We start from the raw sequence: 23,890 nt of genomic DNA, 5'->3' as shown, positions 1-23,890 counted from the left end.
CCGGATGACAACCGCCCTGATCGACGAGCGCGACACCGACGTCCGGGTGCCGGGTCCCCAGCGGTCGAAGGCGTCCAGGTCGAGTGAGGCCCGCGGCGCCTGGCTCTTGCTGTCGCCGTACGTCGTCCTGCTGCTGGTCGGCGGCATCGTCCCGGTGGGGTACGCCGTCAAGACCGCCCTGGAGAAGCCGCCGACACCGCTGGACCCGAGCACCGGGTTCGGCGGCGTCACGAGCTTCAAGACGGTGTTCACCGATTACCGTTTCGTCGACACCTTCCAGAACGTCCTGGCGACGCTGGTGATCTGGCTGCCGATCATGATGATCGGCATCGTCGGGCTGGCACTGCTGATCCACGCCAGTCCCGGCCGGTTCGGCTCGGCGATGCGGTTCGTGTACTACATCCCCGGCGCACTGGCCGGGATCGCGAACTTCGTCCTCTGGGTGTACCTGCTCAATCCGGGCCAGTCGCCGATCGAGGGGTTCTGGCACGCGATCGGCGTCGACACGATCAAGCAGGCGGTCGCCGCGCCCGGGCAGCTGCCGTTCATCCTCACCGCGATGATGTTCTTCCAGGGCGTCGGCTCCTGGATCGTGGTCGTGAACGGCGGGCTGAACGGCATCCCCGACGAGCTCTTCGAGGCGGCCGCGCTGGACGGCGCGAACGCCTGGCAGCTCGCCTGGCACGTCAAGCTGCCGATCATCCGGCCGTGGATCGGGTACGCCGCGCTGATGAACCTCGCGTACGGCTTCCAGCTCTTCCTCGAACCGCAACTGCTGGACCAGGTCGCGAGCAACGCCCTGCCCGACCAGTGGACGCCGACCCAGCTCGGGTACGCGTTCGCCTTCAGCAACTACAACTTCCCGGCCGCGGCGGCGATGTCGCTGATCCTGCTGGTGATCACCCTCGGCATCGGCCTGCTGATCGTGTTCCGCAGCGGGCTGTTCGGCGAGGAGGACGACTGATGATCGAGAACTGGAGCCCGGGCCGGCTGGCCCGTGTCGTGTCGATGCTGTTCGTCGCCGCGATCTTCCTGCTGCCGATCGCGGGCTTCGTCGCGATGGCCTTCCGGTCGAACGACGGCGTCGAGGCCGGCAGCGGCGGATTCCTCGGCCTCGGGGACATTGCCTGGAGCAACGTCCGGTACAGCTGGTCGCAGGTCAACGGCTTCGGGCCGGAAGGCGGCCTGTTCTCCCGCTGGCTGACGAACTCGCTGATCGTCGCCGGCGGCGGTGCGATCCTCGCCGTCGTCGCGGCGCTGCCGGCCGGCTATGCGATGGCCCGGCTGCGGTTCCGCGCCCGGCGGGCCGTCTTGCTGGTCACCCTCGTGACGATGGTGATGCCGAACACGGTGCTGGTGATCCCGCTGTTCCTCGAGGTGAACGCGGTCGGCGCGGTCGGGCAGCTCTGGCCGGTGGCGCTGATCATGGGCTTCTTCCCGTTCGGCGTGTACCTGTCCTACATCCACTACCTGACCACGATGCCGAAGGAGCTCGTCGAAGCCGCCCGCCTGGACGGGCTGGGCGAGGTCTCGGTCTTCTGGTGGATCGGGCTGCGGATCTCCAAGCAGGTCGTCGTCCTGGTCGCCTTCTTCGCGTTCGTCGCGAACTGGACGAACTTCTTCCTGCCGCTCGCCCTGCTGTCGTCGAACCAGAAGAACCAGACCGTGTCGATCGGTCTGCAGCAACTGATCGGAGCGAGCCCGTTGTTCAACCCGACCGTGGCCGCCGGGCTGGACGTGAAGCTCTACATGCCCCAGTTGGCGCTGGCGACGTTCATCTCGATGCTGCCGCTGCTGGCCGTGTTCCTCGGGGCCCAGCGGTTCCTGATCCGCGGTGAGACGGTCGGGGCGGTGAAGGGCTGATGACCGGCCTGCCCGAGTTCGCCCCGCACCCCGGCTACACCCTGGAGCGGCCGGCGAACCCACGCCCGATCGTGATCGTCGGGGCCGGCGGAATCGTCCGCGACGCCCACCTGCCCGCGTACAGCAAGGCCGGGTTCCCGGTCGCCGGCATCACCGACCTCCAGCTGGACCGCGCACAGACGCTCGCCGACAAGTACGGCGTACCTGAGGCGTACGCCGACGTTGCCGCAGCCGTCGCGGCCGCGCCCGCCGACGCGGTGTACGACGTCGCTCTCCCGCCCGAGGCGCACGTCGAGGTCCTCGAACAGCTGCCGGACGGGGCCGCCGTACTGCTCCAGAAGCCGCTCGGCAACCACCTCGCGGAAGGCGTCCGGACCCGCGAGGTCTGCCGTCGCAAAGGGCTGGTCGCGGCGGTCAACACCCAGCTGCGGTTCGCGCCGTACGTCGCCGTCGCGCGCAAGTTGATTGCCGACGGCACCATCGGCGAGCTGTACGACCTGGAGATCCGGGTCTCGGTCCGGACGCCGTGGGAGATGTTCCCGTACGTCCTCGCGCTCGACCGGCTCGAGATCAACATGCACAGTGTCCACTACCTGGACCTGGTCCGCTCGTTCCTCGGCGATCCGACCGGCGTGTCCGCGGTGACACTCCGGCATCCCGGGAAGTCCCACGCGAACAGCCGCTCCGACATCGCCCTGACGTACGGCGACCGCCCGCTGCGGGTCGTGGTGTCGACGAACCACGATCACCACTTCGGTGAGCGGTACGAGGAGAGCTTCATCAAGTGGGAAGGCACCAAGGGCGCCGTACGGGTGCAGCTCGGGCTCCTGCTGGACTACCCGCGCGGGGGCGAGGACCGGCTCGAGCTGGTCACCGACGACCGGCCGGCCGACGGCTGGCGACCGGTGCCGTTCGACGGCTCGTGGTTCCCGGACGCGTTCATCGGCTCGATGGGCGTGGTGCAGCGCTACCTCGACGGCTCGATCCCGTCGCTGCCGACGTCGGTGGAGGACGTCTTCCACACGATGGCGGTCGTCGAGGCGGCCCACACGTCCGCCGCGAGCGGTGGCGAGCCGCCGCCGTACGAGACCTGAACTGCCTGAACTACGACCTGAGAGGACCCACGAGTGACCGAACTACCCCTGTCCGGGGTCACCGTGCTCGACTTCAGCCAGTTCCTGGCCGGGCCGGTCGCGGCGTTGCGCCTGGCCGACCTGGGCGCGCGGGTCATCAAGATCGAGCGCCCCGGCAGCGGTGACGCGGGCCGGCAGCTGGCGTTCGCGGGCCGGACGGTGGACGGCGACAGCATGTCGTTCCACGCGATGAACCGGAACAAGGAGAGCATCGTCGCTGACCTGAAGGATCCGGCCGGCCTGGCGCGGGTCCGTGCGCTGGTCGCGACGGCCGACGTGGTCGTCTCGAACTTCCGCCCGGGTGTGATGGAACGCCTCGGCCTGGACTACGAGACGGTCCGCCGGATCAACCCTGGCATCGTGTACGGCAGCGTCAGCGGGTACGGCGACACCGGCCCGTTCAAGGACCGCCCCGGACAGGACCTCCTCGCCCAATCGATCGCCGGACTGCCCTGGCTGAACGGCTCCCGCGACGATCCACCGATGCCTGTCGGGCTGGCCGTCGCCGACCATCTGGCCAGCTGTCACCTCGCGCAGGGGATCACCGCCCTGCTGGTACGCCGCTTCCGCACCGGCCGAGGTGGACACGCGCAGACCAGCCTGCTGGAGGCCCTGCTCGACCTCGAGTTCGAGCTGCTGACGACGCGGCTCAATGACCCGTCGATCGAGGTACGGCGCAAGGGGATCCGGTCGGCGCACGCGTTCCTGCCGGCGCCGTACGGCATCTATCCGACCAGCGACGGCTATCTCGCGATCGCGATGAACCCGGTGCCGACGATCGGCCGGCTGCTCGACCTGCCGGAGGTCGCCGCGATGACCGATCCGCAGTCGTGGTGGGACCGGCAGGAGGAGATCGAGGAGCTGCTCTCACAGCGGTTGAGTACCCGGACGCGGGACGAGTGGCTCGCCGTTCTGGACGCCGAGGATGTCTGGTGCGCGCCGGTCCTGACTCTGGACGAACTGGTCGAGCACGACGGTTTCCGGGCGATCGCGATGACGCAGCAGCTCCGTCGTGACGGTCTCGACCTGACCACGACCCGCAGCCCGATCCGGATCGACGGCGAGCGGCTGACCAGCGAGCGGCCGGCGCCTCGGTTGGGCGAGCACGACCTCGTCGACGTGGAGGAGAGCGCATGACCACCTTGCGAGGGATGACCTGGGAGCATCCCCGCGGGTACGACTGCCAGGTCGCGGCGGCCAAGGAGTACGCCCGCCGGACGGGCGTCGACGTCCAGTGGGAGTACCGCTCGCTGCAGGCCTTCGCCGACGAGCCGATCGCGGGCCTCGCCGCCCGCTACGACCTGCTCGTCATCGACCATCCGCACGTCCCGCTGGCGGCCGGTCTGCTGGCGCCGCTGGACGGCGCCGGGCACGACGAGGAGCTGGCAGCGCTCGCGGCCGATGCCGTGGGCAACAGTCATGCGTCGTACGCCTACGACGGGCACCAGTACGGTCTCGCCACCGACTCCGCCGCGCAGGTCGCCGTCCACCGGCCGGATCTGCTGCCGGCGCCGCCGACCGACTGGGACGGCGTCCTCGAACTGGCCGGCGAAGGCCGGGTGCTGTGGCCCGCGAAGCCGATCGACGCGTACTCGACACTGTGCACGCTCGCGGCCAACCGCGGCACACCGGTCGCGGCCGAGCCCGGACGCTTCCTCGCCGAGGACGACGCGGGCGCCGTACTCGACCTGATGCACCGGCTCGCGCAGCGCGTGCCGGACTGGTGTCTGGAGGCCAACCCGATCGAGGTCGCGGAGGCGCTGGCGGGGGAGGAGCGGTGGTCCTATGCGCCGCTGGCGTACGGGTACACGAATTACTCGCGTCGCGGCTTCCGGCCACACCGGCTCAAGTACGTCGACATCCCGGCCGGGCCGCGTGGCGTCGCCGGATCGCAGCTGGGCGGGGCGGGGATCGCGGTTTCGGCGTACACCGAGGAACTCGACGCGGCTCGTGCGTACGCCGTGTGGCTCGCGTCGCCGGAGGTCCAGGCCGGTGTGTACTACGACGCCGGCGGTCAGCCCGGGTACGCGTCGTCGTGGGACGACGACAGGCTGAACGAGGACTCGTGGGACTTCTTCCGCAGCACCCGGCAGACGTTGGAAGGCGCGTGGGTGCGGCCGCGAACCGCGGGCTACATGGAGTTCCAGGACGTCGTCTCGCCCTGGGTCACCGCGACCCTGCGCGGCGAGTCGACCGACGCGGACCTGGTCCGGCGCGCGAACGCACTGGCCGAACGACTGCTGGGGGATCGATGAAGGTTGCCGACCGCTGGTTCGAGGACCACGAGATCGGGGAGACCCGGACGACCGTCGGGCGGACGATCACCGAGGCCGACATCGTGCTGCACGCCGGTCAGACCGGCGACTTCTTCCCGCACCACATGGACGCCGAGTGGATGGCGACGCAGCCGGCCGGGCAGCGGATCGCGCACGGCACGCTCATCCTGTCGGTCGCCGTCGGGATGACCGCGGGCGACATCAACCCGCGGTCGATGTCCTACGGCTACGACAAGATCCGGTTCATCAAGCCGGTGTTCATCGGCGACACCATCACGGTGACCGCGGTCATCAGCGAGAAGTCCGACCACAAGCGCACGCCCGAGACGCACGGTTATGTTCACGAGCAGGTCAGCGTGACCAACCAGCGCGGGGAGACCGTGCTGGTCCTTACCCATCTCTACCTGGTCGACAAGCGAGGTCAGTCATGATCATCGACGCCCACCAGCACGTGTGGGACCTGGACCGTTCGCCGTACCCGTGGCTCGGACCACACGTGCCGCAGTGGAACCGGACGTTCACCTTCGAGGAGCTGCAGCCGCAGTTGGTCCGCAACGGCGTCGATGCGACGGTGCTGGTGCAGTCCGACGACCATGACGGCGACACCGACCTGATGCTGGAGGTGGCCGATCGGCATCCCGAGGTCGTGGCCGTGGTGGCGTACGTGCCGCTCGACCGGCCGGATGCCGCGGCGGATCGCCTCGCCCAGCTACGCAAGGATCCTCGCGTGGTGGGGATCCGCAACCTGATCCACGACATCCCGGACCCGGACTGGATCCTGCGGCCCGAGGTCGACGAGGGCCTCGGCGTCCTGGAGCGCGCGGACGTGACGTTCGACTACGTCGCCGTCCTGCCCCGGCATCTCGAGCACGTCCCGACCCTGTCGGAGCGGCACCCCGGCCTGCGGATCGTCATCGACCACCTCGCGAAGCCTCCGATCGGCGAGACCGGGCATGAGCCGTGGTGGAGCCTGATCGAGACCGCCGCCGAGAACCCGCTGGTGCACGCGAAACTCTCCGGTCTCTACCCCGAGGACCGCGAGTCGATCCAGCCCTTCGTCGACCGCGCCCTCGACGTCTTCGGCCCCGCCCGCCTGATGTACGGCGGCGACTGGCCGATCTCAACGGCGGCCGGCGGCTACGACCAGGTCTTCGCCGGCCTGTCCGCCGCCCTCGCCGACCTGTCAGCGCCCGACCGCGAACAGATCTACTCGACCACCGCCCGCCGCTTCTACAAGATCCCCGAGTAACCCGCGCCGGAACGTCTCACGCTTGTTCGGTCGGCGGGTTCTGCTCGAACGAGGTCTTGATGTCGGACAGTGCCTGCTGGAGTTCGCGGTCGATGTCAGTGCTCGCGGTGGTTTCCAGCTGGACAGTGAGTTTCGACGTACCGTCGGCGACGAAGTCCACGGCCAGCTCGCCGTGGTACGCGTGCGGTCCGTCGACCCGCCACCGCAGGATGCGGTCCTCGTCGAGGACGTCGATCCAGCCTTCGCGGTGGCCGTCGCCGGCCGTGACGTCGACCTCCTCGTGGACGGCCTGGTGCGGGCGGCGCGCCTCGGGGCCCTGGGCCTCGACCGGCGTCGATTCGGTACGGCGCAGCGAGGTCAGCCAGGGCAGGTAGTCGGGGAGGTGCTCGAGGTCGGACAGCCGGTCGAACAGGATGTTCGGCGCGACGTCGACGGTGGTCCAGGCTTGGTGACTATTCATGGGATTGCTCCTTGCGGAGACGGAGTTCGGGCAGGACCTCGGTACGGTAGAGATTCATCATGTCGACGCTGTGCGGGCCCATGTTCGCCACGTACACCTCGTTGAACCCGGCATCGACATATGGCGTGAACGCCTCGACGTGTGTCTCGGCCTTCGGCCCGCAGGCGACCGACCGCGCCGTGGACTCCTTCGTGACCAGTTCACTGGCCTGTTCGAAGTGCCGCGGCGACGGAAGAACCTGGGCGAGCTCTCCGGGCAGACCCGAATTGCGCCAGATCCGGTGGGCCTGCTCGACGCCCTCGTCCTCGGTCGGCGCGTAGCTGACCTTGAATCCGGCCTGCGCCGGCTTGTCGAGGCCGCCGTGGTCGCGGAACCGCCGGAGCAGGTCCCGGTCCGGCGCCGTGGTGATGTACCCGTCCGCGATCCGCGCCGCGACATCGGTTGCCTCAGGCCCGAATCCGGACATGTAGATCGGCAACGGCTCCTGCGGCCGGGTGTAGATCCGCGCGGTGTCGACGGTGTAGTGCTTGCCGTGGTGGTTGACGAAGCCGTCCTCGGTCCACAGCCGGCGCATGATCTCGACGGCCTCCTCGAGCATCTCCAGGCGGACGTCGAGGGTCGGCCACACCGATCCGAGGATGTGCTCGTTCAGCGCCTCGCCGGTCCCGACGCCGAGCGTGAACCGCCCGTTCAGCAGCACCGCGCTGGTCGCCGCCGCCTGGGCGATCACGGCCGGGTGGATCCGCACGGTCGGACAGGTGACCGCGGTCGTCACCGGCAACTCGCACACCCGCGAGATCGCGCCGATCGTCGACCAGACGAACGCACTCTCGCCCTGCTCGTCGTTCCACGGGTGGAAGTGATCGCTGATCCACAAGCCGTCGAACCCGGCCTCCTCGGCCATCCGCGCCTGCTCGATCAGCTCTGCCGGCGTGTACTCCTCGCTGGACAGGAAATATCCGATCTTCACGCGCACCTCCGCGTCGTCGCTTACCCCTCGGGTGCCCGGCCGCGCCGTTCTCCAATCACCTAGCGCCGGCCGCGGGCGAAGTACATGGTCGCCGCCGTGGCACCGGCGGCCACCGCGCCGATCAGGCCCCGGTGCCTCGACGCCCAGACCTGATAGCTGCGCCCGGACGATTTGTTGTCGAAGGCACCGTGTGCGCCGTAGTCGCGACTGCGGTCGTCGGCCGGTCCCCACAGGTTCGCGGCCTGTTCGTTGGGCATGTCCGTCTGCTGCGACTTGTAGCCGGTACGCCCGAGGTAGTGGTCCAGCAGCCCGGGCACGAACTTGTTCGCGATCAGGGTCGCCGCCGTCGGCGCGCCGACCCAGTACTCGCGCCGGCGCGGGTGGTCGGCCGCGTACACGATCGCGTCCGCGGCGACCTCGGGCTGGAAGATCGGCGGCACCGGCTGCGGATGCTTCGGCAGGCGGGACAGGACCCAGGAGAACTGCGGGGTGTTGACGGCCGGAAGCTGGACCATGGTGACGCGCACCTGGGACTTGTCGTGCAGCAGCTCGCAGCGCAGCGAGTCGTGGAAGCCCTGGATCGCGTGCTTCGCCCCGCAGTACACCGATTGCAGCGGGATCCCGCGGTAGGCGAGCGCCGAGCCGATCTGCACGATCGTGCCGTGGTCGCGCGGCTTCATCCGCCGGAGCGCGGCCCGGGTCCCGTAGACGTACCCGAGGTAGGTGACCTCGGTGGCCCGCTTGAATTCGCTCGGCTCGATCTCCAGGAACGGCGCGAACACCGAGGTGAAGGCAACGTTCACCCAGACGTCGATCGGGCCGAGCTCCTTCTCGACCTGATCCGCGGCAGCCTCGACCCCGGCGTGGTCGGCGACGTCGACCGGGATCGGCAACGGCGTACCGCCGGCCTCGGTCACGTCGCGTGCGGCGCCCTCCAGGCCGGCCTCGCCGCGCGCCAGGAGCGCGACCTTGGCGCCGCGCCGGGCGAACGCGACCGCGGTCGCCCGGCCGACGCCGGCGCTGGCTCCGGTCACCACAACAACCTGTCCCATCGATGACTCCTCAGTTGGTTGCCCGCGGCCAGAATCCGATGCGGACCGGGGCATGGTTGAACGTGCGGGGCAGGACGCCGCCGAGCTTCGCCCGGGTGGTGGGATCGACGTCGAGGTCGTAGCGGTCGGCGATGTGACTGACCGCGGTGCTCGCGGTGAGCAGGACGACGTTCCGCCCGGGGCACTCGGCCGGACCCTCGCTGAACGGGATGATCGGCCACCCGCCGTCGGTCCGGCCGTCCAGCCAGGCGCCCGGCTCGAAGCGGTCCGCGAAGTCGAGTGCCTCGTCGTCGCGGTGGAACACCGAGCTGACGATCACGAACTCGGTACCGGCCGGTGCGGATCGCCCGCGCCACTCGGTGTCCGCCGACGACTGACGCAGTATCACCAAGGTGGTCGGCCAGAGCCTGAGGGATTCCTGCACGGCGGCTCCGGCCTCGGCCAGCAGCGGCGAAGCCTCCGGGTGGCGAGCTTCGGAGACGATGGTCCCGAGCGCCGACGGATGCGTGCCGAGGACCGCGAGGAGGCGCCAGAGCGCGATGCCCGCGGCGTCGAACGCGAACAGCCAGTGCGGCACCTGACCTGCCGGGTCGAGCGTTCCCGGCCGGTGGTCGAGGGCATCGACCAGGCTCCCCGGTTCGGCCTTGTCGACGTACTGCGACAGCGCGGCGAGGAAACGGCTGCGGAGCTGGTCGTGGCCCCGGCCGAACTGCGCCCAGTTCGCGTCGGCACGGAGCTGGTCGAGGTGCGCTGTGAGCTCCACGTCGTCCCGGGCTCCGTCGCCGAGCACGATCCGGCGTACCGTCCGCGACCAGATCTCGCGGAAGTCGGTCCAGCCGAGGGTCGCGTGCAGGTCGCCGAGCTCCTCGCGGACCACCTCGACGAACCGATGACCGTGGCGATGCACGGGGCTGTGGGTGTCGAGGGCCTGCTCGTTCAGCTCCCGGCGCGCGGCGCGGAGCGGGGGATCGGTCACCAACACCGCGTGCGGCTGGAAATGCCTGAGGGCGCCGACCTTCTCCCCGGTCGCGGCGGCGAACGGGTCAGGTGTCTCGGCGAGCAGTCGGTGGACGTCGTCCGGGGCGAGGACAAGCGCGAGCGTGCGACCGGGGACGCGGAACAGTACGGGGCCGTCGCCGTACGTGCGACGGAGCCGTCGGACGCAACGCAGCGCACGGTCGTCGACGCGCAGCGTCTCGGCCAGCGCGCCCAGACGGGGTCTGCGCAGGATCGCTCCCCGGGCCACGACCGGGCCGAGGACGTCGCGCAGGATCCGGCCGCTGTCCGGCGCGGAGGCGGTCGGCAGGAGTGTCGGCATACCGGTCCGGTGTCCGCCGGTCCGCGGCCGAAACGGTCAGGTTTGCGCCCGGATCGCGCGGGCACCGAAAGGTCGCACGGGGATTTCAACTGCCGGGTGCCTACCCGGTGTCGGAAAGGGAAGGGCCATGGAGTTCATTCTGTGGATCATCGCTGTGATCCTCGTCGTGTCCGGAATCGTGTCGCTGTTCCGCGGCCAGATGCTGTGGGGCGCCGCACTGATCGTCCTCGGCCTGCTCGTCGGCCCGGGTGGCGTCAGCCTGTTCACCTGACCGACGTCGGCCTCCGCGTCACCCCCACGCTCCTGGTGGGGGTGGCGCGCCTGCCGGTTCAGGCGGTTCAGCTGTGGTCGCCGTCGAGCAACGCGTGGATCTGCTCGAGGGCGTGCTGGATGTCGGGGTGGTCGTACTGCGCGGCGCGGGACTCGGCGCTGATCACGCCACAGCGGTGCACCCGCCGGAAGTCGCCGTACGGGAACTCGTAGTGCCCCTTGGTGTCCTCGTCCATCTCGGTGTCGACCCCGAGGAACCACAAGCCGTAGTCCTGCCAGCCGTGCTTGTCCAGGTACGCGTTCTGCTCGGCCGCGGTCGGGGCGTGCTCACTCCAGTCGTCCCGCTCGTCCTTGGCCGTCTGTCCCTTGCGTACCAGGGATTTCGCGTGCTCGAAGGCTTTCTCGTTCAGCTTCACAGTCATGACCTTGCCGGTGCCCGGTCACGGGGGCAACCACGCATCTCGGACGCGGTCAGCGGGTCCGGAAGTCGATGCGGCGGGCCACGACGTGTTCGGCGATCTCGTCCAGGGTTGCGTCGTGGGCGAACGCGTGGGCGCGGAGCATGGCGAGAGCGTCGGCGGGGGTCACCTGCAGTTGCACCGACACCATGCCGGTGGCCTGGTAGACGACCGAGCGGGCCGACCAGATGTCGTCCGGACGAGGGGCGGAAGCGTCCTGCAGTACGGCGATACCCACGACGTCGGCCAGGAACTGTACGACGTCGTCCGGCTCGCTGAGGTCGTCGTACGCGTAGACGGCGTAGACGCCGAACGGACGGCTCGCCGCGCGCATCGGGAAGCAGTGCAAGGTGACTCCGCCCGCGGTCTCGAGGGCCGAGCGGGTGAACTCCGGCCACAAGGTGCTGACGGCATCGTCCAGGTCCGTCACGATCGCCTCGTCCTGCCGGTACGCCTCTCGGCACGGACCTTCGCCGAGGATGTCCTGCAGGCTTTCGAGCTGCGCCGCCACCTGGTCGGTCGCGGCCAGCGTCATCCGCGCCTCGGTGTCGCCGCTGTTGATGCTGATCGAGCTGCCCTGACCGCCGACGAGCCGACGGCCCGCGTCGCACAGCCGGATCGCGAACTGCTGCCGCCGGTCACCGGCCGCAACCAGCCTGGCGAGCCGTCCGAGTACCGCCGCGCGATCCACTGCGTCTCCGTGGGGTCAGTTCCGCTTCTCCGGTGCTTTGTGCTTGACGTACGCCGGCAGGACGAGCCACAAGGACACGAACACGATCAGCACGCCACCGACCGTCACCCCCGCGAGCGGCCGGGGGAGTACGACGTCCAGCGCGATCAGTACGCCGCCGGACATCGACGCGACGAGCAGCGTCATACCGGCGCGTGCGAGCCTATCCGTCACAGTGACCAGGCGGTCACGCAGGCCCAGCCCGTACAGCGCGCGGTGGAGCGCGACCGGCGCGAGGAAGAACGCGGCGGCCAGCGCCGCCGCGACCAGCGTGGCGGCGTACATCACGTGCGTGAACGCGTCCGCCGAGTGGAACTGGCTCTGGAACGCGATCCCCAGCAGGAAGGCGAACAGGATCTGTGTCCCCGTCTGGGCGAGCCGCAGTTCCTGCAGCAGCTCGCTCCAGTGCCGATCGAGGCGCTCACCGGAACTCTCGTCGTCCCGCTTGTACGTCACCTGATCGAACTCCATCGGCCGGCCTTCCCTCATACGTCTACGCGCCGGTACCCACGAAGTCCGGCCGCCACACACGATGGCGAAGGCCCTTGCGGACAACCTGATTCCTCCGGCCGGCTACTGCCGAGTCAGGGCGACGGCGACCCGGGCCGCGACGGCGGCGTTGTTGCGGGCCAGTGCGAGGTTGGCCGGGATGCTGCGGCCGTCGGTCTCCCGCTCGATCCTCGCGAGTACGTACGGCGTGACGGCCGGGCCGGTGATGCCGGCCTGTGCGCTCGCCTCCAGCGCGGCGGTCATCCCGGCGTCGATGCGTGCCGCCGGGATCTCGTCGTCGACGGGGATCGGCACGGTCAGCAGTACGCCGGTGTGCGGCCGCGACCGGTACCGCAGGACGTCGCAGACCGTGCGCTCGTCGTCGACGCGGTGCGGGACGGGCAAGCCGCTCGACCGGGTGTAGAACGCGGGGAACCAGTCGTGCCGCCAGCCGAGGACCGGCACGCCCGCGGTCTCGAGATACTCCAGCGTCCGCGGCAGGTCGAGGAATGCCTTGGCGCCGGCGCAGACGGTGATGACCGGATGGTTGGCGAGGGCATCGAGATCGGCCGAGACGTCGCCGGTCAGCTCGGCGCCGCGATGCACGCCGCCGATACCGCCGGTCGCGAACACCGAGACACCGGCGGCGTGGGCCAGGGAGACGGTGGCCGACACCGTCGTGACGCCGACGTCCCAGCCCTGTGCGAGCGCGACCGGGAGATCGCGTTCGGCGACCTTGCGGGTGCCGTTGAGGACGCGCTTCTCCTCGTCCGAGGACAGCCCGAGCTGCGGCCGGCCGTCGAGGATCGCGGCCACGGCCGGTACGGCGCCGTTGCCGACGACTGCCTGTTTGCACAGTTCGAGCGCGTCGGCGTTCGCCGGGGCGGGCAGACCGAGGTTCGAGAAGATCGTCGACTCGAGCGCCACGACCGCGCGCCCGCCGGACAGTGCGCGCGCCACGTCGTCGGACAGGATCGGCTCAATCACCTGTGGCTCCGTTCATCTCGGTCTTCGGGGACAGCGCCGCGCCTGGTTCGGCCAGGACCCGCTGGGCAAGCGTATGACCGGCCGCGACCGCTGCGACGGCGTCCGCGTCATCGAGTACGGCGGTGAGGAAGCCGGCGGCGAAGGCGTCACCGGCGCCGGTCGTGTCGCGCACGTCGCTCGCGGGCGGGACGGGCACGGTGGCGGACAGCATGCCGTCGAAGTGAAGCTCGGTGGGTTCGACGCCGTTCTTGACGACAACCGTCGTACCGGAGGTTGCGAGATCGCGCAGAGAACCGGCGTCGGCCTCGACGCCGTTCGCGAAGAGGTACGTCGGACGGAGCGACCTGATCAGGTCGCGGAACCGGGCCGGGCCGATCGCCTCGATGAGGGCGACCGAGGACGCGTCGACGGTCAGCACCGCACCGTCGCTCCGGGCGAGCTGCGACGCTCGGCGCAGAACGGACAGCGAGGGACCCGCGAGGGAGTACGCAGACAGGTGCACCGCGCCGGCACCGGACAGCCAGCCGTCAGGCACGTCGGCCAGCTCCGCCGCGGCCGCACGATCGGGGTACATCGTCCGTTCGCCCTGCGGATCCACGAGGATGACGATGGTCCCGGTCCGACCTTGTTTCTGGACCTTGGCGTCAACGCCTGCGGCGGCCAGTCCCCGGATCAGTGCCTCGCCGACGAGGTCGGCACCCACCCGCCCGACGAACCGCACCGGCGTCCCCGAACTGGCTGCGAAAGCAGCGACATTGGCGGCCGCCCCACCCCGCGCCCGACACACCCGCGCCACGTTGTCGGTCCCCACCCGCGCGGTCTCCGCCGCCCACACCACCACATCCTCGACAAGATCCCCGACACAGACCAGCAGGCCTCGATCCGTGGCCATCTCAGGTGTGGGGGAGGCGGCGGTTGTTGATGAGTTGCTGGGCGACCTCGCGGAGTTTGGTGTTGGTGTCCTGCGAGTAGCGTCGCAGGACCTGGAAGGCCTGGTCGCCGCTCAGGTTGTAGCGCTCCATCAGGATGCCCATCGCCTGGCCGACCAGCTTGCGGGCGTCGACGGCGACCGAGAGGTGTTCCTCGCGCCGTGCGGTCGCGACCGCCACCGCCGCGTGCCGGGCGAGGATGTACGCGATCGCCTCCTCGTCGGTCCCGAACGCGTCGGTCTGCTTGCTGTACAGGCCCAGGACGCCGACCGTGCCGCCGCCGTCCCACAGCGGTACGTCGAGCACGCTGTGGACCCCGAGCTCGAGAACCTTGCGTGACCACTCGGGCCAGCGGGTCTCGTGCACGGTGTCGGGAACGCGGACGGTCGCCCGGTCGCGCATGCACTGCACCAGCGCTCCGTCCGCACCGGCCAGCTGGAAGTTGTAGATCTCGGCGACCACCGGGTCGGTGACCGCCGGGATCTCCGGACGGCCGCCGCTCGTGCGCAGCGCCACGCCGGCGTAGTCGCAGTTGAGAGCGTGCAGAGCGAAATCGACGACGGCCTGAACGGTCTCCTCCACGCCCTCGGCGTCGTGCATCTCCATCGCCAGCTGCGCGAAGGTCTCCGCGGTCGGGGCGACGTCGCCAGAGTTCTCGTCCACCCGTTCATCATGCATCGCCGACCTGCGCGACCACAGCCACCGGGATCAGCGGCGCGTCAGCCCGGGCGTCAGCGGGGGTTGCCGCCGGTCAGCGCGTCGCGAAGCCTGTCGATCATCCCGGTACCGGAAGCGAGGACGCGATCGCGCGGCGGGCGGTCCGGCGCGGACGGGTGCGGTCGCGTAGGTGCCGCCGCCTTGGTACGGGCTACCAGCTCGCCGAGCTCCTGCAGCTCGCCGGGATCGCACACCTCCCGGAGCCGGGGGAGCAGATCGCGTTCCTCCTGCGTGACATGGTCCTGGACGTCGACGTACAGCTTCCCGATCAGGTCGTCGAACAGGCGATCGGCCGGCTCGACGCCTTCCAGCTCCTTGAGGATCCGCTCGACGTCGGCGTGTTCCTCGATCTCACGGTCGGCGACCTGGTCCCCGTCCGGCAGTGCCCGACGGGCGGCCGGGTACAGGTACAGCTCCTCGGACACCGAGTGCCGGACCAGTTCGGTCGTCAGGTGGTCGGCCAGGGCGCGCCGGTGCTGCGCGTCACCCGCGCCGGCGATCAGTTCGGCGAAGACCCCCTCGACCGCCCGATGGTCGCTCATGATCAGACCGATCAGGTCGTTCCGGTCCCCGGGGGAGACGGTAGCCATGGTCAGCTCCTCGAACTCGACGTGTGCGAGCGGTGCCCCGGCGCGCGGTGGGCAAACGCGGGAGTGGTTCGGTGCGCGGACCGGGCGTTGTGCGTTGATGCGCGAATCTGCATCATTGGTTCCACGAATACGCAGGATCGGGAGAGGAGTGGTCCGGAGTGACCGCGAAGTGGGAGTTCGTGCTCTGCGATGCGCTGGCCAAGGTGCACCCGGTCCGGGAGCCGCGTCCGGTGTCCGCGGAGACGCGGTTCCAGGCGTTCCTCGGGGAGCCGGCGTCCTTCCAGCTGGCCTACCGTCCGCCGCTCGACCCTGCGTTCCGCAACCCGAGTCCGCTGCAGGTGCGGGTCGAGGGCGCAGCGGCCGACCTGGTCGCCGTGTCGTGTGTGGAGCTCGTGCCGTGCTCGTTCGTCGCGCTCCCCGGGCATGACGACGGTTACGAGTACGATGAGCCCGGCCTCTACCCGGACCTCCTGCGCCCGCTGCCGAACGGCGAGGTCCCGGTGCGCTTCGGCAGTTGGGGAGCCCTCTGGTTCGACGTCGCAACGACCGATCAGGCGCGGGGCGGCGTCCACGAGTTGACGATCGTGATCGTCGCGCCTGACGGCTCCGAACTGCACCGCGTGCCCGTCACCGTCGAGCTCACCGGGATCCAGCTGCCGCCGCTCGACATCGTGTCGAGCCACTGGCTGCACGTCGACGCGCTCGCGGATCACTACGGCCTCGAGGTCTTCGGCGAGGAGCACTGGGCCGTCGTCGAGCGCTTCATGGCGTCGGCGGCGGAAATGGGCGCGACCTCGCTGCTCGCGCCGGTCTGGACGCCGCCGCTCGACACCGCGATCGGCACGTACCGCACCGTGGTGCAGCTGATCGAGATCACCGCGACCGACGACGGTTACCGTTTCGGTTTCGAGCGGCTGCGCCGGTGGCTCGGCATCTGCCGGCGTACCGGGATCACCGGGGTCGAGGTCGCGCATCTGTTCACCCAGTGGGGCGCGAAGGCCACGCCCGGCATCGTGGTGAACGGCGAGCGCGCGTTCGGCTGGGACGTCGCGGCCACCGACGCGCGGTACCGCGAGCTGATGGAGGCGCTGCTGCCGGCGCTGCAGGCCGTGCTCGACGAGGAGTGGGATCGCGAGCACGTGGTGTTCCACGTGTCGGACGAGCCCTCCGGCGAGGAAGGTCTCGCCGGCTACCTCGCCGCGAAGGCAGTCGTCTCCGATCTCCTGAAGGGCTGGACGGTCGTCGACGCCCTCAGCGAGCACTCGTTCTACACGTCCGGCGCAGTCGCCGTACCGGTTGTCGCCACGGACCATGTCGAACCGTTCCTGGCCGAGCGACCGGAACGCCTCTGGGTGTATTACTGCGTCAGCCAGGACCGCGACGTCGCGAACCGCTTCATCGGGATGCCCTCGGCGCGCAACCGCGCGATCGGGCACCAGCTGTTCGCGTCGGGCGTGGACGGCTTTCTCCATTGGGGATTCAACTTCTGGTACACCTGGCACGCGCTCCGCCGGATCGACCCGTTCGCGGACACCTCGGCCGGCGGCGCGTTCCCGTCCGGAGATCCGTTCGTGGTCTACCCGGGCCCGGACGGTACGCCGTGGCCGTCGATCCGGCACCGCGTGTTCGCCCAGGCGATGTGGGACCACCGCGCGCTCCAGGCGGTGCGCGCCTCCCAGGGCGCCGAGGCCGCGCACGACATCGCCGACCCCGGCCGCACCCTGCGTTTCGACCGGCCGGTGCTCGACCCGGACCACTACTACCAAGCCCGCCGCCGGATGACCGAGGCCCTGACAGCGTCCTAGGGCGTCAGCCGGAGGACGCGCGCGGACGGCTCGGCGACGTCGGTGGTCACGGTGAGTACGTCGTCGGCCCAGGTATAGGTCCAGGTGTCGTCGTCACCGGGGAAGTGCGGCGTGATCGTGGCCCGGCGGATCGGGAGACTGATCGTGGCCGGGCCAGGACCGCGATGCCACAACGTCAGGTACGTCGCACTCGGGCCGTCGAGGGCGAGGGCGATCCACTCGTCGGTCCAGCCGGGCAGGCCGAGAGGCCAGCTGGGGACGAGCGAGTCGAGGTCCTTGAGGATCTCCCGGTGCGCCGCGAGTGCGGACCGGACCAGGTCGAGTTCCGGCGCCGTCATCCGGTTGAGGTGGCCGGACAGGTACAGCCGGCCGGGGATGCCGTTGACGAGCGCGAAGGTGAACTGCTCGCGGGTGGTTCCGGTGATCGGGTAGGCCCAGTGACCGGCCTGCTCCGGCAGTACGGCGGCGGGCGCGGCCGCGGTGATCGGTGCGTAGAGCAACGGATCTTCCTGGTCCGAGGTCGACTGCAGGTGCAGGCGGGACAGCATCGCGTAGTCCATCCGCATCGCGCCGGAGGCGCAGTTCTCGATCAGCAGGTCCGGATGACGGGTGTGGAGTCCGTCGAGCCAGTCCAGCAGCGCGCGCTGGTGTTCGAGCAGCCCGTGGCCCGGCGACGTACCGCCCTTGTCGGTTCCGGGTCCGGTCATGGTGTTGTTGTCGAACTTGAAGAAGCCGACGCCGAACTCCGCGACCAGCCGGTCGACGGTGTCGTCGAGATGCTTGCGCGCGGCCGGGTGCCGCAGGTCGAGCAGGTACCGGCCGGAGTCGGCGACGCGGATGCCGCGCCGGGTGAGGAAGGCGTCGTCGGGCAGTTCGTGGGCGATCGGCGACCGGACGCCGATCACCTCGGGTTCCAGCCAGAGGCCGGGCACCATCGCGTGCGAGCGGATCCGGTCGATCACCTCGCCGAGACCGTTCGGGAAGCGGGTCGTCGAGGGCTGCCAGGCGCCGACGGTGTTCCACCAGTCGCCCTCGGCGTACCAGCCGGCGTCGATGCAGAAGTAGTCCGCGCCGGCGTCGGCGGCCGCGTCGATCAGCGGCAGGAGTTTCTCCGTGGTCGGGTCGCCGAGCAGCGTGTTCATGTAGTCGTTGAAGATCACCGGCATCCGGTCGTCGACGGGCCGCGTCCGACGGACGGCGCGTCGCTGGCGGGTGAGCGCGGCGAACGTGGTGTCGCGGTCGGTCCCGGCGACGAGTGAGACCGGCACCGAGGTGAACGGTGCGTCCTCGGTGAGCGTCACGCTCCATTGGTGTTCCTGATCGGTCGGGCCACTCAGCAATAGGTAGCCACCGTGCCGACTCTCGCCGATCTCGTAGTGCCACGGCCCGTTGTGCTCGACCTGCCAGCCGAGCGCGTACGGCGTACTCCGGTCGACGAGTACGCCGATCGGCAGGTGCTCGCCGCAGGACCACGAGCCGAAGTTGGTCACCGCATGCCGCGTCCGCGCGACGTGCCGATGGCCTTCGCTCACGATGTCGGCGAGCGCCCCGGCCCGGAGCGTCCCGGACGACCATCTGCTCTCGGCCATCCAGCTGTTGGCCGCGGAGTACAGCTCGGCCTCGACCGACGCGAGGCCGACGGCCAGCGACGACAGGAACGTCAGCTCGAGCGAACCGGAACCGGCGATCGACGCCTCCGACCACGCGCGCACCCCGGCTCCGCCCTCGAACACACTGGTGACGCGCAGCCCGGAGTCCGCGTCCTCCTGCACGATGCGCAAGGTGCTGCCGGAGTCCTCGTGGCTCACGTACCGCAGCCGCTGACCGAGCACTGTCTCGACATGCCGGTTGCTGCTCGGCGACCGCCCGGACCCGACAGCCGAGGCCTCGACCAGCGCCTGACTCGTCTCCGGCACAGGCTGATCGGCTTCCCGTACGGCGACCAGCCGCACCGGCCCGTCGTCGAGCGTGAAGATCAGAGTCAGCTCAGCAGTACTCCAGCGCAGCAGGTTCACGCGGATCTCATTCCGTGGTGGTCGTCACGACGTCTCTTTCGAGGAGGTAGTCCTCGACCGTGAGCAGGTGGGCGGACATCCGGGTGCGGGCCCGGTCGGGGTCGTGGGCGGTGAGGGCGGCGAGGATCGAGAGATGTTCCCGGTGGGCGGTCTCGTCGGCGCCCGGCTGGGAGATCGACCGACGGAGCCGGTCCCGCATGGTGCGGCCGCCCAGCGCGTCGATCAGGGCGGCCAGCACCGGGTTGCCGGACGCCTCCGCGATGATCCGGTGGAACGCGATGTCGTTCTCGATGACCGTTTCGTGGTTGGGCTGGTCGTGCGCCAGTTCGGCTTCGTTGGCGCGCAGCAGCTCCGCCGCGGCCTCGAGTTCGCCGGGGCCGACCTGCCGTGCCGCCAGGGCGGCCGCCTCGGTCTCGAGGATGCGGCGCACCGAGTGCAGGTGGGTCGTTCCGGTGCCGTCGTGCAGGTCGACGACGAAGCCGATCGGGGCGAGCAGCATCGAGGGATCCAGTTTGGTGACGTAGGTACCGTCGCCCTGCCGCGTCTCGAGGACACCCATCACGGACAGCGCGCGGACCCCTTCGCGCAACGGGTTCCGCGACACCCCGAGCGCCGCCGCGAGATCCTTCTCGACCGGTAGCCGGGCGCCGGGCCGCAGGCGCCCCTCGATGATCATCTGGCGGATGCCCTGCACCACGACGTCGGTCTGCGAGACGCCGGGGGTCCGTGGCTGCTCGGCCAGCTTCCCGGACGTCATGGCAGCGGATCCGTCTCCGCGCGCGCCGCCCAGTAGGCGCCGTCCGGGAACCGGTACATCTCGACTGACTCGGTGTGCATCTCGGCACTGTAACCGGGCGCGTCCGGCAGGACGTACGAGCCGTTCCGGACCACGCACGGCTCGACGAAGTGTTCGTGCAAATGGTCCACGTACTCGGTCACGCGTCCGTCGAGGCTGCCCGACACGGCGACGTAGTCGAAGACCGCCAGATGCTGCACGAGTTCACACAGGCCGACGCCGCCCGCGTGCGGGCAGACCGGCACGTCGAAGCAGGCGGCCAGCAGGTAGACCGCGAGTACTTCGTTCACGCTGCCGAGACGCGCCGCGTCGAGCTGGCAGTAGTCGATCGCGCCGGCCTGGAACATCTGCTTGAACAGCACCCGGTTCATGCCGTGCTCGCCGGTGGCGACGCCGATCGGCGCCACCGCCTTGCGGATCGCGGCGTGACCGAGGACGTCGTCGGGACTGGTCGGCTCCTCGATCCACAGCGGGTCGAACCCGGCCAGTGCCCGGACCCACTCGATCGCCTCCGGGACGTCCCACACCTGGTTCGCGTCGATCATCAGGTGACCGTCCGGCCCGAGCACCTCGCGGGCGATCCCGCAGCGCCGGATGTCGTCGGCCAGGTTCGCGCCGACCTTGAGCTTGACGTGTTTGTAGCCGGAGGCAACGGCTTCCTCGCAGAGCCTGCGCAGCTTGGCGTCGGAGTACCCGAGCCAGCCGGCCGACGTCGTGTAGCACGGGTAGCCGGTGGCCTCCAGTTCCGCGATCCGCTGCTTGCGGCCCTCTTCCTGCCCGGCCAGCAGCGCGACCGCCTGCTCGGGAGTGAGCACGTCGGACAGGTAGCGGAGGTCGGCGGCCGCGACGAGTTGCTCCGGCGACATCTCCGACAGCAACCGCCACAGCGGTACGCCGGCCCGTCGCGCGGCGAGGTCCCAGACCGCGTTCATCACCGCCGCGAGCGCGAGGTGGACGACCCCCTTGTCCGGACCCAGCCAGCGCAACTGGCTGTCGGACTGCAGCTCCCGGTAGATCCCGCCGAGGTCGGCGCGGAGCTCGTCGACCTCGCGGCCCACGAGCGCGGCGCCGCGCTGGGCGGCCGCGGCGGCGCACAGGTCGTTGCCGCGCCCGATCGTGAACGTGAACCCGTACCCGGACAAAGCCGGGTCGTCGGTGTGCAGCACGACGTACGCCGCCGAGTAGTCGCCGTCCTTGTTCATCGCGTCCGAGCCGTCCCGGGTCAGGGACGTCGGGAAGCGGACATCGACAACCTCCACCGAGGTGATGCGCGGCATGGCGGCCCTCACTGTCAGAGATAGATGGGATCTTTCTGCCTTTTGGTTGGCGTTCAGTATGGACCACTGCCGAGCACAGCGCTACGATCCCGGCAATTCATAGGATCAATCTCCTCTCCTTGACGGAGGATCGTGTATGGGGCACCTGGTGAGCCCGGACTCGTCCGGCACCCGGCGGTTGCACTACGACCGCCCGGCGGACACCTGGCTGGAGGCGTTGCCGCTCGGCAACGGCCGGATCGGTGCGATGTGCTTCGGCGGCATCGGCACCGACCGGATCGCACTGAACGACGAAACCCTGTGGTCGGGCGGTCCCGAGACCGCGCGGTTGCTGTCGGCTCCGCTCGGCGCGGTCGGTGCCGACGCGGTGCAGGCGGTGCGCGACGCCTTGCGCGCCGGTGACATCCGCCGGGCGCACGAGTTGTCCTGCGGCTTCCACTCCGGCTACTCGCAGGCGTACCTGCCGCTCGGCGATCTCCTGCTCGAGGTTTCCCTCGACGGCGTCGTCCCCGCGGCCGGCGACGTCACGCGGTACCGGAGGGAACTCGACCTCGACGCCGCGACGGCGACGGCGGCGTACGAGGCCGGAGGAGTGACGGTCAGGCAGGAGGTCTTCGTCAGCGCGCCGGACGGCGTCCTTGTCCAGAGACTGACCGCGTCCGAGCCGGTGCTGGGGCTGAGCTGCCGGCTGACGTCGCAGTTGAGGTCCCGTCCGCACGCCGTCGCGAACGGGCTCGGACTGCTTGTCCGGGCGCCGGCCGACGTGGCCCCTCCGCATCGCGACGTGCCGGAGCCGATCCGGTACTCCGACGGCGCGGACCGCGGGATGGCCGCCGCGATCGCCCTGCGTGCCACCAGCGACGGCGAGATCCGGTCCGGCGACGCCGGACTCAGGATCTCCGGCGCGACCGAGATCACGCTGATTCTCTCGACCGCCACGGGCTACGGCAGCTCGACGACCGCGGAGGAGTGCTGGTCCGCAGCGGATGAGATCGTGCTCGCGGCACTCGATCGCGCGTACGACGGGCTGCTGGCCGATCACCAGCAGGACCACCGGACGCTGTACCGCCGCGCGGCACTCGACCTGCCGGGGACCGCCGACTCCGGCCTGCCCACCGATCAGCGGATCAGCCGCGCCGGTGACGACCCCGCCCTGGCCGCGCTGGTCTTCAACTACGGGCGCTATCTGATGGTCGCGAGCTCCCGGCCGGGCGGTCTGCCGACCACGCTGCAAGGGATCTGGAACGACATCCTCCGGCCGCCGTGGAGCTCGAACTACACGGTGAACATCAACACCGAGATGAACTACTGGCCGGCCGAGACCACCAACCTGCCGGAATGCCACGAACCCCTGCTCAGGTTTATCGATCATCTCGCCGAAGCCGGCCGTACTACCGCCCGCGAACGGTACGGCTGCGGGGGCTGGACCGCGCATCACAACACCGATGCCTGGTACTGGACCCCGCCGGTCGAGGGTGATCCCCGCTGGTCGAACTGGCCGCTCGCGGGCGCCTGGCTCGCCCGGCACCTCTGGGACCACTACGAGTTCACCGGCGACCTGGAATTCCTCGGCGGGTCGTGGCGGGTGCTGCGGGGCGCCGCGGAGTTCTGCCTCGACTGGCTGGTCGAGATGCCCGACGGCAGTCTCGGCACGTCGCCCTCGACGTCGCCGGAGAACGACTACATCGCGCCCGACGGGCAGCCCGCATCGGTCACCGAGTCGTCGACGATGGATCTCGCGCTGATCTCGGACCTGTTCGCCCGGGTCGAGCAGGCGGCGGAGCTGCTCGAGGTCGTGGATCCGCTCGTCGTCGAGATCTCCACTGCGCGCAAGCGGCTGCCTGATCCGTCGATCGGCGCGCGGGGGCAATTGCAGGAGTGGGCCGCCGACCTGCCGGAGGAGGATCCCCACCATCGGCACACGTCGCATTTGGTCGGCCTGTTCCCGGGAGAGGCGATCACACCGGACAGCACGCCGGAACTCGCGGCTGCCGCCGCACGGACGCTCGACCTGCGCGGTGACGAGGCGACCGGGTGGTCGTTGGCGTGGAAGATCTGTCTGCGGGCCCGCCTGCGCGATGCCGCCGCCGCCCATCGCATGGTCCAGGCCTTCCTGAAGCCGGCCGACGACTCCGCCAGGGGGCGGCCGGGAAGTGGCGCGGGGGTCTACCCGAACCTGTTCTGCGCCCATCCGCCGTTCCAGATCGACGGCAACTTCGGTGCCACCGCGGGGATCGCCGAGATGCTCCTGCAGAGCCACGCCGGTGAGATCGAACTGCTGCCGGCGCTGCCTGCGGCCTGGACCACCGGACGGGTGACCGGCCTGCGGGCGCGGGGCGGCGTGGCGGTCGACATCGCCTGGACACCGCACGGGATCGAGGCCGTTCTGACCGCCGACCGTGACCAGGAGTGCGTCGTCCGCCGCGGCGGTAGCCGGGTGCGGGTCAGGCTGACGGCCGGTGTCGGTCATCGCGTGAGCTCGAGTTGATCGCCGGCGTGGACGAGG

At 70.1% G+C, this 23,890-nt stretch carries 24 protein-coding genes; 10 read left to right on the top strand and 14 right to left on the bottom strand.

What is annotated here, in order from left to right:
• Positions 1-4 precede the first annotated feature (4 nt).
• The 7 genes from ABZW60_RS17380 to ABZW60_RS17350 are packed head-to-tail and all read left to right on the top strand — an operon-like array spanning position 5 to position 6,521.
• The gene (locus ABZW60_RS17380) at positions 5-964 is read left to right on the top strand and encodes a sugar ABC transporter permease (protein ID WP_355477875.1); all 960 of its coding nucleotides are present in this window, start codon (positions 5-7) and stop codon (positions 962-964) included.
• Entirely contained in the window at positions 964-1,863 is a 900-nt protein-coding gene (locus ABZW60_RS17375; RefSeq protein ID WP_355477874.1) for a carbohydrate ABC transporter permease, read from the top strand. The genes ABZW60_RS17380 and ABZW60_RS17375 overlap by 1 nt, the downstream gene beginning before the upstream one ends.
• A complete protein-coding gene (locus tag ABZW60_RS17370) occupies positions 1,863-2,957 on the top strand; it encodes a Gfo/Idh/MocA family oxidoreductase (protein WP_355477873.1) in 1,095 nt (364 codons plus the stop codon). Before ABZW60_RS17375 ends, ABZW60_RS17370 begins: the two co-directional genes overlap by 1 nt.
• 33 nt (positions 2,958-2,990) lie before the next feature.
• On the top strand, positions 2,991-4,133 hold the full coding sequence (locus ABZW60_RS17365; protein ID WP_355477871.1) for a CaiB/BaiF CoA-transferase family protein: 1,143 nt from the start codon (positions 2,991-2,993) through the stop codon (positions 4,131-4,133).
• A complete protein-coding gene (locus ABZW60_RS17360; protein ID WP_355477869.1) occupies positions 4,130-5,251 on the top strand; it encodes an extracellular solute-binding protein in 1,122 nt (373 codons plus the stop codon). Before ABZW60_RS17365 ends, ABZW60_RS17360 begins: the two co-directional genes overlap by 4 nt.
• On the top strand, positions 5,248-5,703 hold the full coding sequence (locus ABZW60_RS17355) for a MaoC/PaaZ C-terminal domain-containing protein (RefSeq protein ID WP_355477867.1): 456 nt from the start codon (positions 5,248-5,250) through the stop codon (positions 5,701-5,703). The genes ABZW60_RS17360 and ABZW60_RS17355 overlap by 4 nt, the downstream gene beginning before the upstream one ends.
• The gene (locus tag ABZW60_RS17350; RefSeq protein ID WP_355477865.1) at positions 5,700-6,521 is read left to right on the top strand and encodes an amidohydrolase family protein; all 822 of its coding nucleotides are present in this window, start codon (positions 5,700-5,702) and stop codon (positions 6,519-6,521) included. The genes ABZW60_RS17355 and ABZW60_RS17350 overlap by 4 nt, the downstream gene beginning before the upstream one ends.
• Before the next feature lie 16 nt (positions 6,522-6,537).
• Here the strand turns inward: ABZW60_RS17350 and ABZW60_RS17345 are convergent, their stop codons facing one another.
• The 4 genes from ABZW60_RS17345 to ABZW60_RS17330 are packed head-to-tail and all read right to left on the bottom strand — an operon-like array spanning position 6,538 to position 10,321.
• The gene (locus tag ABZW60_RS17345; RefSeq protein WP_355477863.1) at positions 6,538-6,981 is read right to left on the bottom strand and encodes an SRPBCC family protein; all 444 of its coding nucleotides are present in this window, start codon (positions 6,979-6,981) and stop codon (positions 6,538-6,540) included.
• Positions 6,974-7,951, bottom strand: coding sequence for a TIGR03557 family F420-dependent LLM class oxidoreductase (locus ABZW60_RS17340; protein ID WP_355477861.1), 978 nt, complete (start codon positions 7,949-7,951; stop codon positions 6,974-6,976). Before ABZW60_RS17340 ends, ABZW60_RS17345 begins: the two co-directional genes overlap by 8 nt.
• 59 nt (positions 7,952-8,010) lie before the next feature.
• A complete protein-coding gene (locus ABZW60_RS17335; RefSeq protein ID WP_355477859.1) occupies positions 8,011-9,003 on the bottom strand; it encodes an SDR family oxidoreductase in 993 nt (330 codons plus the stop codon).
• 10 nt (positions 9,004-9,013) lie between these two features.
• On the bottom strand, positions 9,014-10,321 hold the full coding sequence (locus tag ABZW60_RS17330; protein ID WP_355477857.1) for a cytochrome P450: 1,308 nt from the start codon (positions 10,319-10,321) through the stop codon (positions 9,014-9,016).
• A 127-nt stretch (positions 10,322-10,448) separates the two neighbouring features.
• Here ABZW60_RS17330 and ABZW60_RS17325 point away from each other — a divergent pair, with 127 nt between their 5' ends.
• The gene (locus tag ABZW60_RS17325; protein WP_355477855.1) at positions 10,449-10,592 is read left to right on the top strand and encodes a GPGG-motif small membrane protein; all 144 of its coding nucleotides are present in this window, start codon (positions 10,449-10,451) and stop codon (positions 10,590-10,592) included.
• A 67-nt stretch (positions 10,593-10,659) separates the two neighbouring features.
• Here the strand turns inward: ABZW60_RS17325 and ABZW60_RS17320 are convergent, their stop codons facing one another.
• From ABZW60_RS17320 to ABZW60_RS17290, 7 genes are all read right to left on the bottom strand, one after another.
• Positions 10,660-11,013: a hypothetical protein gene (locus tag ABZW60_RS17320; RefSeq protein WP_355477853.1), complete on the bottom strand. Its 354-nt coding sequence runs from the start codon at positions 11,011-11,013 to the stop codon at positions 10,660-10,662.
• Positions 11,014-11,062: 49 nt separating this feature from the next.
• Positions 11,063-11,740: a GAF and ANTAR domain-containing protein gene (locus tag ABZW60_RS17315; RefSeq protein ID WP_355477852.1), complete on the bottom strand. Its 678-nt coding sequence runs from the start codon at positions 11,738-11,740 to the stop codon at positions 11,063-11,065.
• Positions 11,741-11,755: 15 nt separating this feature from the next.
• Positions 11,756-12,250 (bottom strand): DUF6328 family protein, encoded by a 495-nt coding sequence (locus ABZW60_RS17310; RefSeq protein ID WP_355477850.1) that lies wholly within the window; start codon positions 12,248-12,250, stop codon positions 11,756-11,758.
• A gap of 102 nt (positions 12,251-12,352) precedes the next feature.
• Positions 12,353-13,255, bottom strand: a complete 903-nt coding sequence (locus tag ABZW60_RS17305) for a pseudouridine-5'-phosphate glycosidase (RefSeq protein ID WP_355477848.1) — start codon at positions 13,253-13,255, stop codon at positions 12,353-12,355.
• Positions 13,248-14,147 (bottom strand): PfkB family carbohydrate kinase, encoded by a 900-nt coding sequence (locus ABZW60_RS17300; protein WP_355477847.1) that lies wholly within the window; start codon positions 14,145-14,147, stop codon positions 13,248-13,250. Before ABZW60_RS17300 ends, ABZW60_RS17305 begins: the two co-directional genes overlap by 8 nt.
• A gap of 1 nt (position 14,148) precedes the next feature.
• Positions 14,149-14,790: a GAF and ANTAR domain-containing protein gene (locus ABZW60_RS17295; protein WP_355479046.1), complete on the bottom strand. Its 642-nt coding sequence runs from the start codon at positions 14,788-14,790 to the stop codon at positions 14,149-14,151.
• 125 nt (positions 14,791-14,915) lie between these two features.
• Positions 14,916-15,491: a hemerythrin domain-containing protein gene (locus ABZW60_RS17290; protein WP_355477845.1), complete on the bottom strand. Its 576-nt coding sequence runs from the start codon at positions 15,489-15,491 to the stop codon at positions 14,916-14,918.
• 158 nt (positions 15,492-15,649) lie between these two features.
• Here ABZW60_RS17290 and ABZW60_RS17285 point away from each other — a divergent pair, with 158 nt between their 5' ends.
• A complete protein-coding gene (locus ABZW60_RS17285) occupies positions 15,650-17,296 on the top strand; it encodes a DUF4091 domain-containing protein (protein ID WP_355477843.1) in 1,647 nt (548 codons plus the stop codon).
• Here the strand turns inward: ABZW60_RS17285 and ABZW60_RS17280 are convergent.
• Genes ABZW60_RS17280 through ABZW60_RS17270 form a run of 3 tightly spaced genes read right to left on the bottom strand, consistent with a single transcriptional unit; the run spans position 17,293 to position 21,384 of the window.
• Positions 17,293-19,311, bottom strand: coding sequence for a glycoside hydrolase family 36 protein (locus tag ABZW60_RS17280; RefSeq protein ID WP_355477841.1), 2,019 nt, complete (start codon positions 19,309-19,311; stop codon positions 17,293-17,295). The two genes, ABZW60_RS17285 and ABZW60_RS17280, sit on opposite strands and share 4 nt — an antisense overlap.
• Before the next feature lie 7 nt (positions 19,312-19,318).
• Positions 19,319-20,068 carry a FadR/GntR family transcriptional regulator gene (locus tag ABZW60_RS17275; protein WP_355477839.1) on the bottom strand — a complete coding sequence of 250 codons (750 nt, stop codon included), beginning with the start codon at positions 20,066-20,068 and terminating at the stop codon, positions 19,319-19,321.
• Complete coding sequence (locus ABZW60_RS17270; protein WP_355477837.1) at positions 20,065-21,384, bottom strand: L-fuconate dehydratase; 1,320 nt, start codon at positions 21,382-21,384, stop codon at positions 20,065-20,067. Before ABZW60_RS17270 ends, ABZW60_RS17275 begins: the two co-directional genes overlap by 4 nt.
• A gap of 136 nt (positions 21,385-21,520) precedes the next feature.
• Between ABZW60_RS17270 and ABZW60_RS17265 the strand changes: the two genes are divergently transcribed.
• Positions 21,521-23,872, top strand: coding sequence for a glycoside hydrolase family 95 protein (locus ABZW60_RS17265; protein ID WP_355477835.1), 2,352 nt, complete (start codon positions 21,521-21,523; stop codon positions 23,870-23,872).
• The last annotated feature ends 18 nt before the right edge of the window (positions 23,873-23,890 follow it).

The organism is Kribbella sp. NPDC003557, from assembly GCF_040610805.1.
Taxonomy (GTDB): Bacteria; Actinomycetota; Actinomycetes; order Propionibacteriales; family Kribbellaceae; genus Kribbella.
Note: the sequence above shows the minus strand (reverse complement) of the source record. Positions and strands in the feature narration are given on the sequence as shown.

What these genes read in the sequence shown, in the direction of transcription:
- ABZW60_RS17380 (WP_355477875.1), top strand. Translation starts at nt 5, where the DNA reads ATGACAACCGCCCTGATCGACGAGCGCGACACCGACGTCCGGGTGCCG.
- ABZW60_RS17375 (WP_355477874.1), top strand. Translation starts at nt 964, where the DNA reads ATGATCGAGAACTGGAGCCCGGGCCGGCTGGCCCGTGTCGTGTCGATG.
- ABZW60_RS17370 (WP_355477873.1), top strand. Translation starts at nt 1,863, where the DNA reads ATGACCGGCCTGCCCGAGTTCGCCCCGCACCCCGGCTACACCCTGGAG.
- ABZW60_RS17360 (WP_355477869.1), top strand. Translation starts at nt 4,130, where the DNA reads ATGACCACCTTGCGAGGGATGACCTGGGAGCATCCCCGCGGGTACGAC.
- ABZW60_RS17355 (WP_355477867.1), top strand. Translation starts at nt 5,248, where the DNA reads ATGAAGGTTGCCGACCGCTGGTTCGAGGACCACGAGATCGGGGAGACC.
- ABZW60_RS17350 (WP_355477865.1), top strand. Translation starts at nt 5,700, where the DNA reads ATGATCATCGACGCCCACCAGCACGTGTGGGACCTGGACCGTTCGCCG.
- ABZW60_RS17345 (WP_355477863.1), bottom strand. Translation starts at nt 6,981, where the DNA reads ATGAATAGTCACCAAGCCTGGACCACCGTCGACGTCGCGCCGAACATC.
- ABZW60_RS17335 (WP_355477859.1), bottom strand. Translation starts at nt 9,003, where the DNA reads ATGGGACAGGTTGTTGTGGTGACCGGAGCCAGCGCCGGCGTCGGCCGG.
- ABZW60_RS17330 (WP_355477857.1), bottom strand. Translation starts at nt 10,321, where the DNA reads ATGCCGACACTCCTGCCGACCGCCTCCGCGCCGGACAGCGGCCGGATC.
- ABZW60_RS17325 (WP_355477855.1), top strand. Translation starts at nt 10,449, where the DNA reads ATGGAGTTCATTCTGTGGATCATCGCTGTGATCCTCGTCGTGTCCGGA.
- ABZW60_RS17320 (WP_355477853.1), bottom strand. Translation starts at nt 11,013, where the DNA reads ATGACTGTGAAGCTGAACGAGAAAGCCTTCGAGCACGCGAAATCCCTG.
- ABZW60_RS17310 (WP_355477850.1), bottom strand. Translation starts at nt 12,250, where the DNA reads ATGGAGTTCGATCAGGTGACGTACAAGCGGGACGACGAGAGTTCCGGT.
- ABZW60_RS17300 (WP_355477847.1), bottom strand. Translation starts at nt 14,147, where the DNA reads ATGGCCACGGATCGAGGCCTGCTGGTCTGTGTCGGGGATCTTGTCGAG.
- ABZW60_RS17295 (WP_355479046.1), bottom strand. Translation starts at nt 14,790, where the DNA reads ATGGAGATGCACGACGCCGAGGGCGTGGAGGAGACCGTTCAGGCCGTC.
- ABZW60_RS17290 (WP_355477845.1), bottom strand. Translation starts at nt 15,491, where the DNA reads ATGGCTACCGTCTCCCCCGGGGACCGGAACGACCTGATCGGTCTGATC.
- ABZW60_RS17275 (WP_355477839.1), bottom strand. Translation starts at nt 20,068, where the DNA reads ATGACGTCCGGGAAGCTGGCCGAGCAGCCACGGACCCCCGGCGTCTCG.
- ABZW60_RS17270 (WP_355477837.1), bottom strand. Translation starts at nt 21,384, where the DNA reads ATGCCGCGCATCACCTCGGTGGAGGTTGTCGATGTCCGCTTCCCGACG.
- ABZW60_RS17265 (WP_355477835.1), top strand. Translation starts at nt 21,521, where the DNA reads ATGGGGCACCTGGTGAGCCCGGACTCGTCCGGCACCCGGCGGTTGCAC.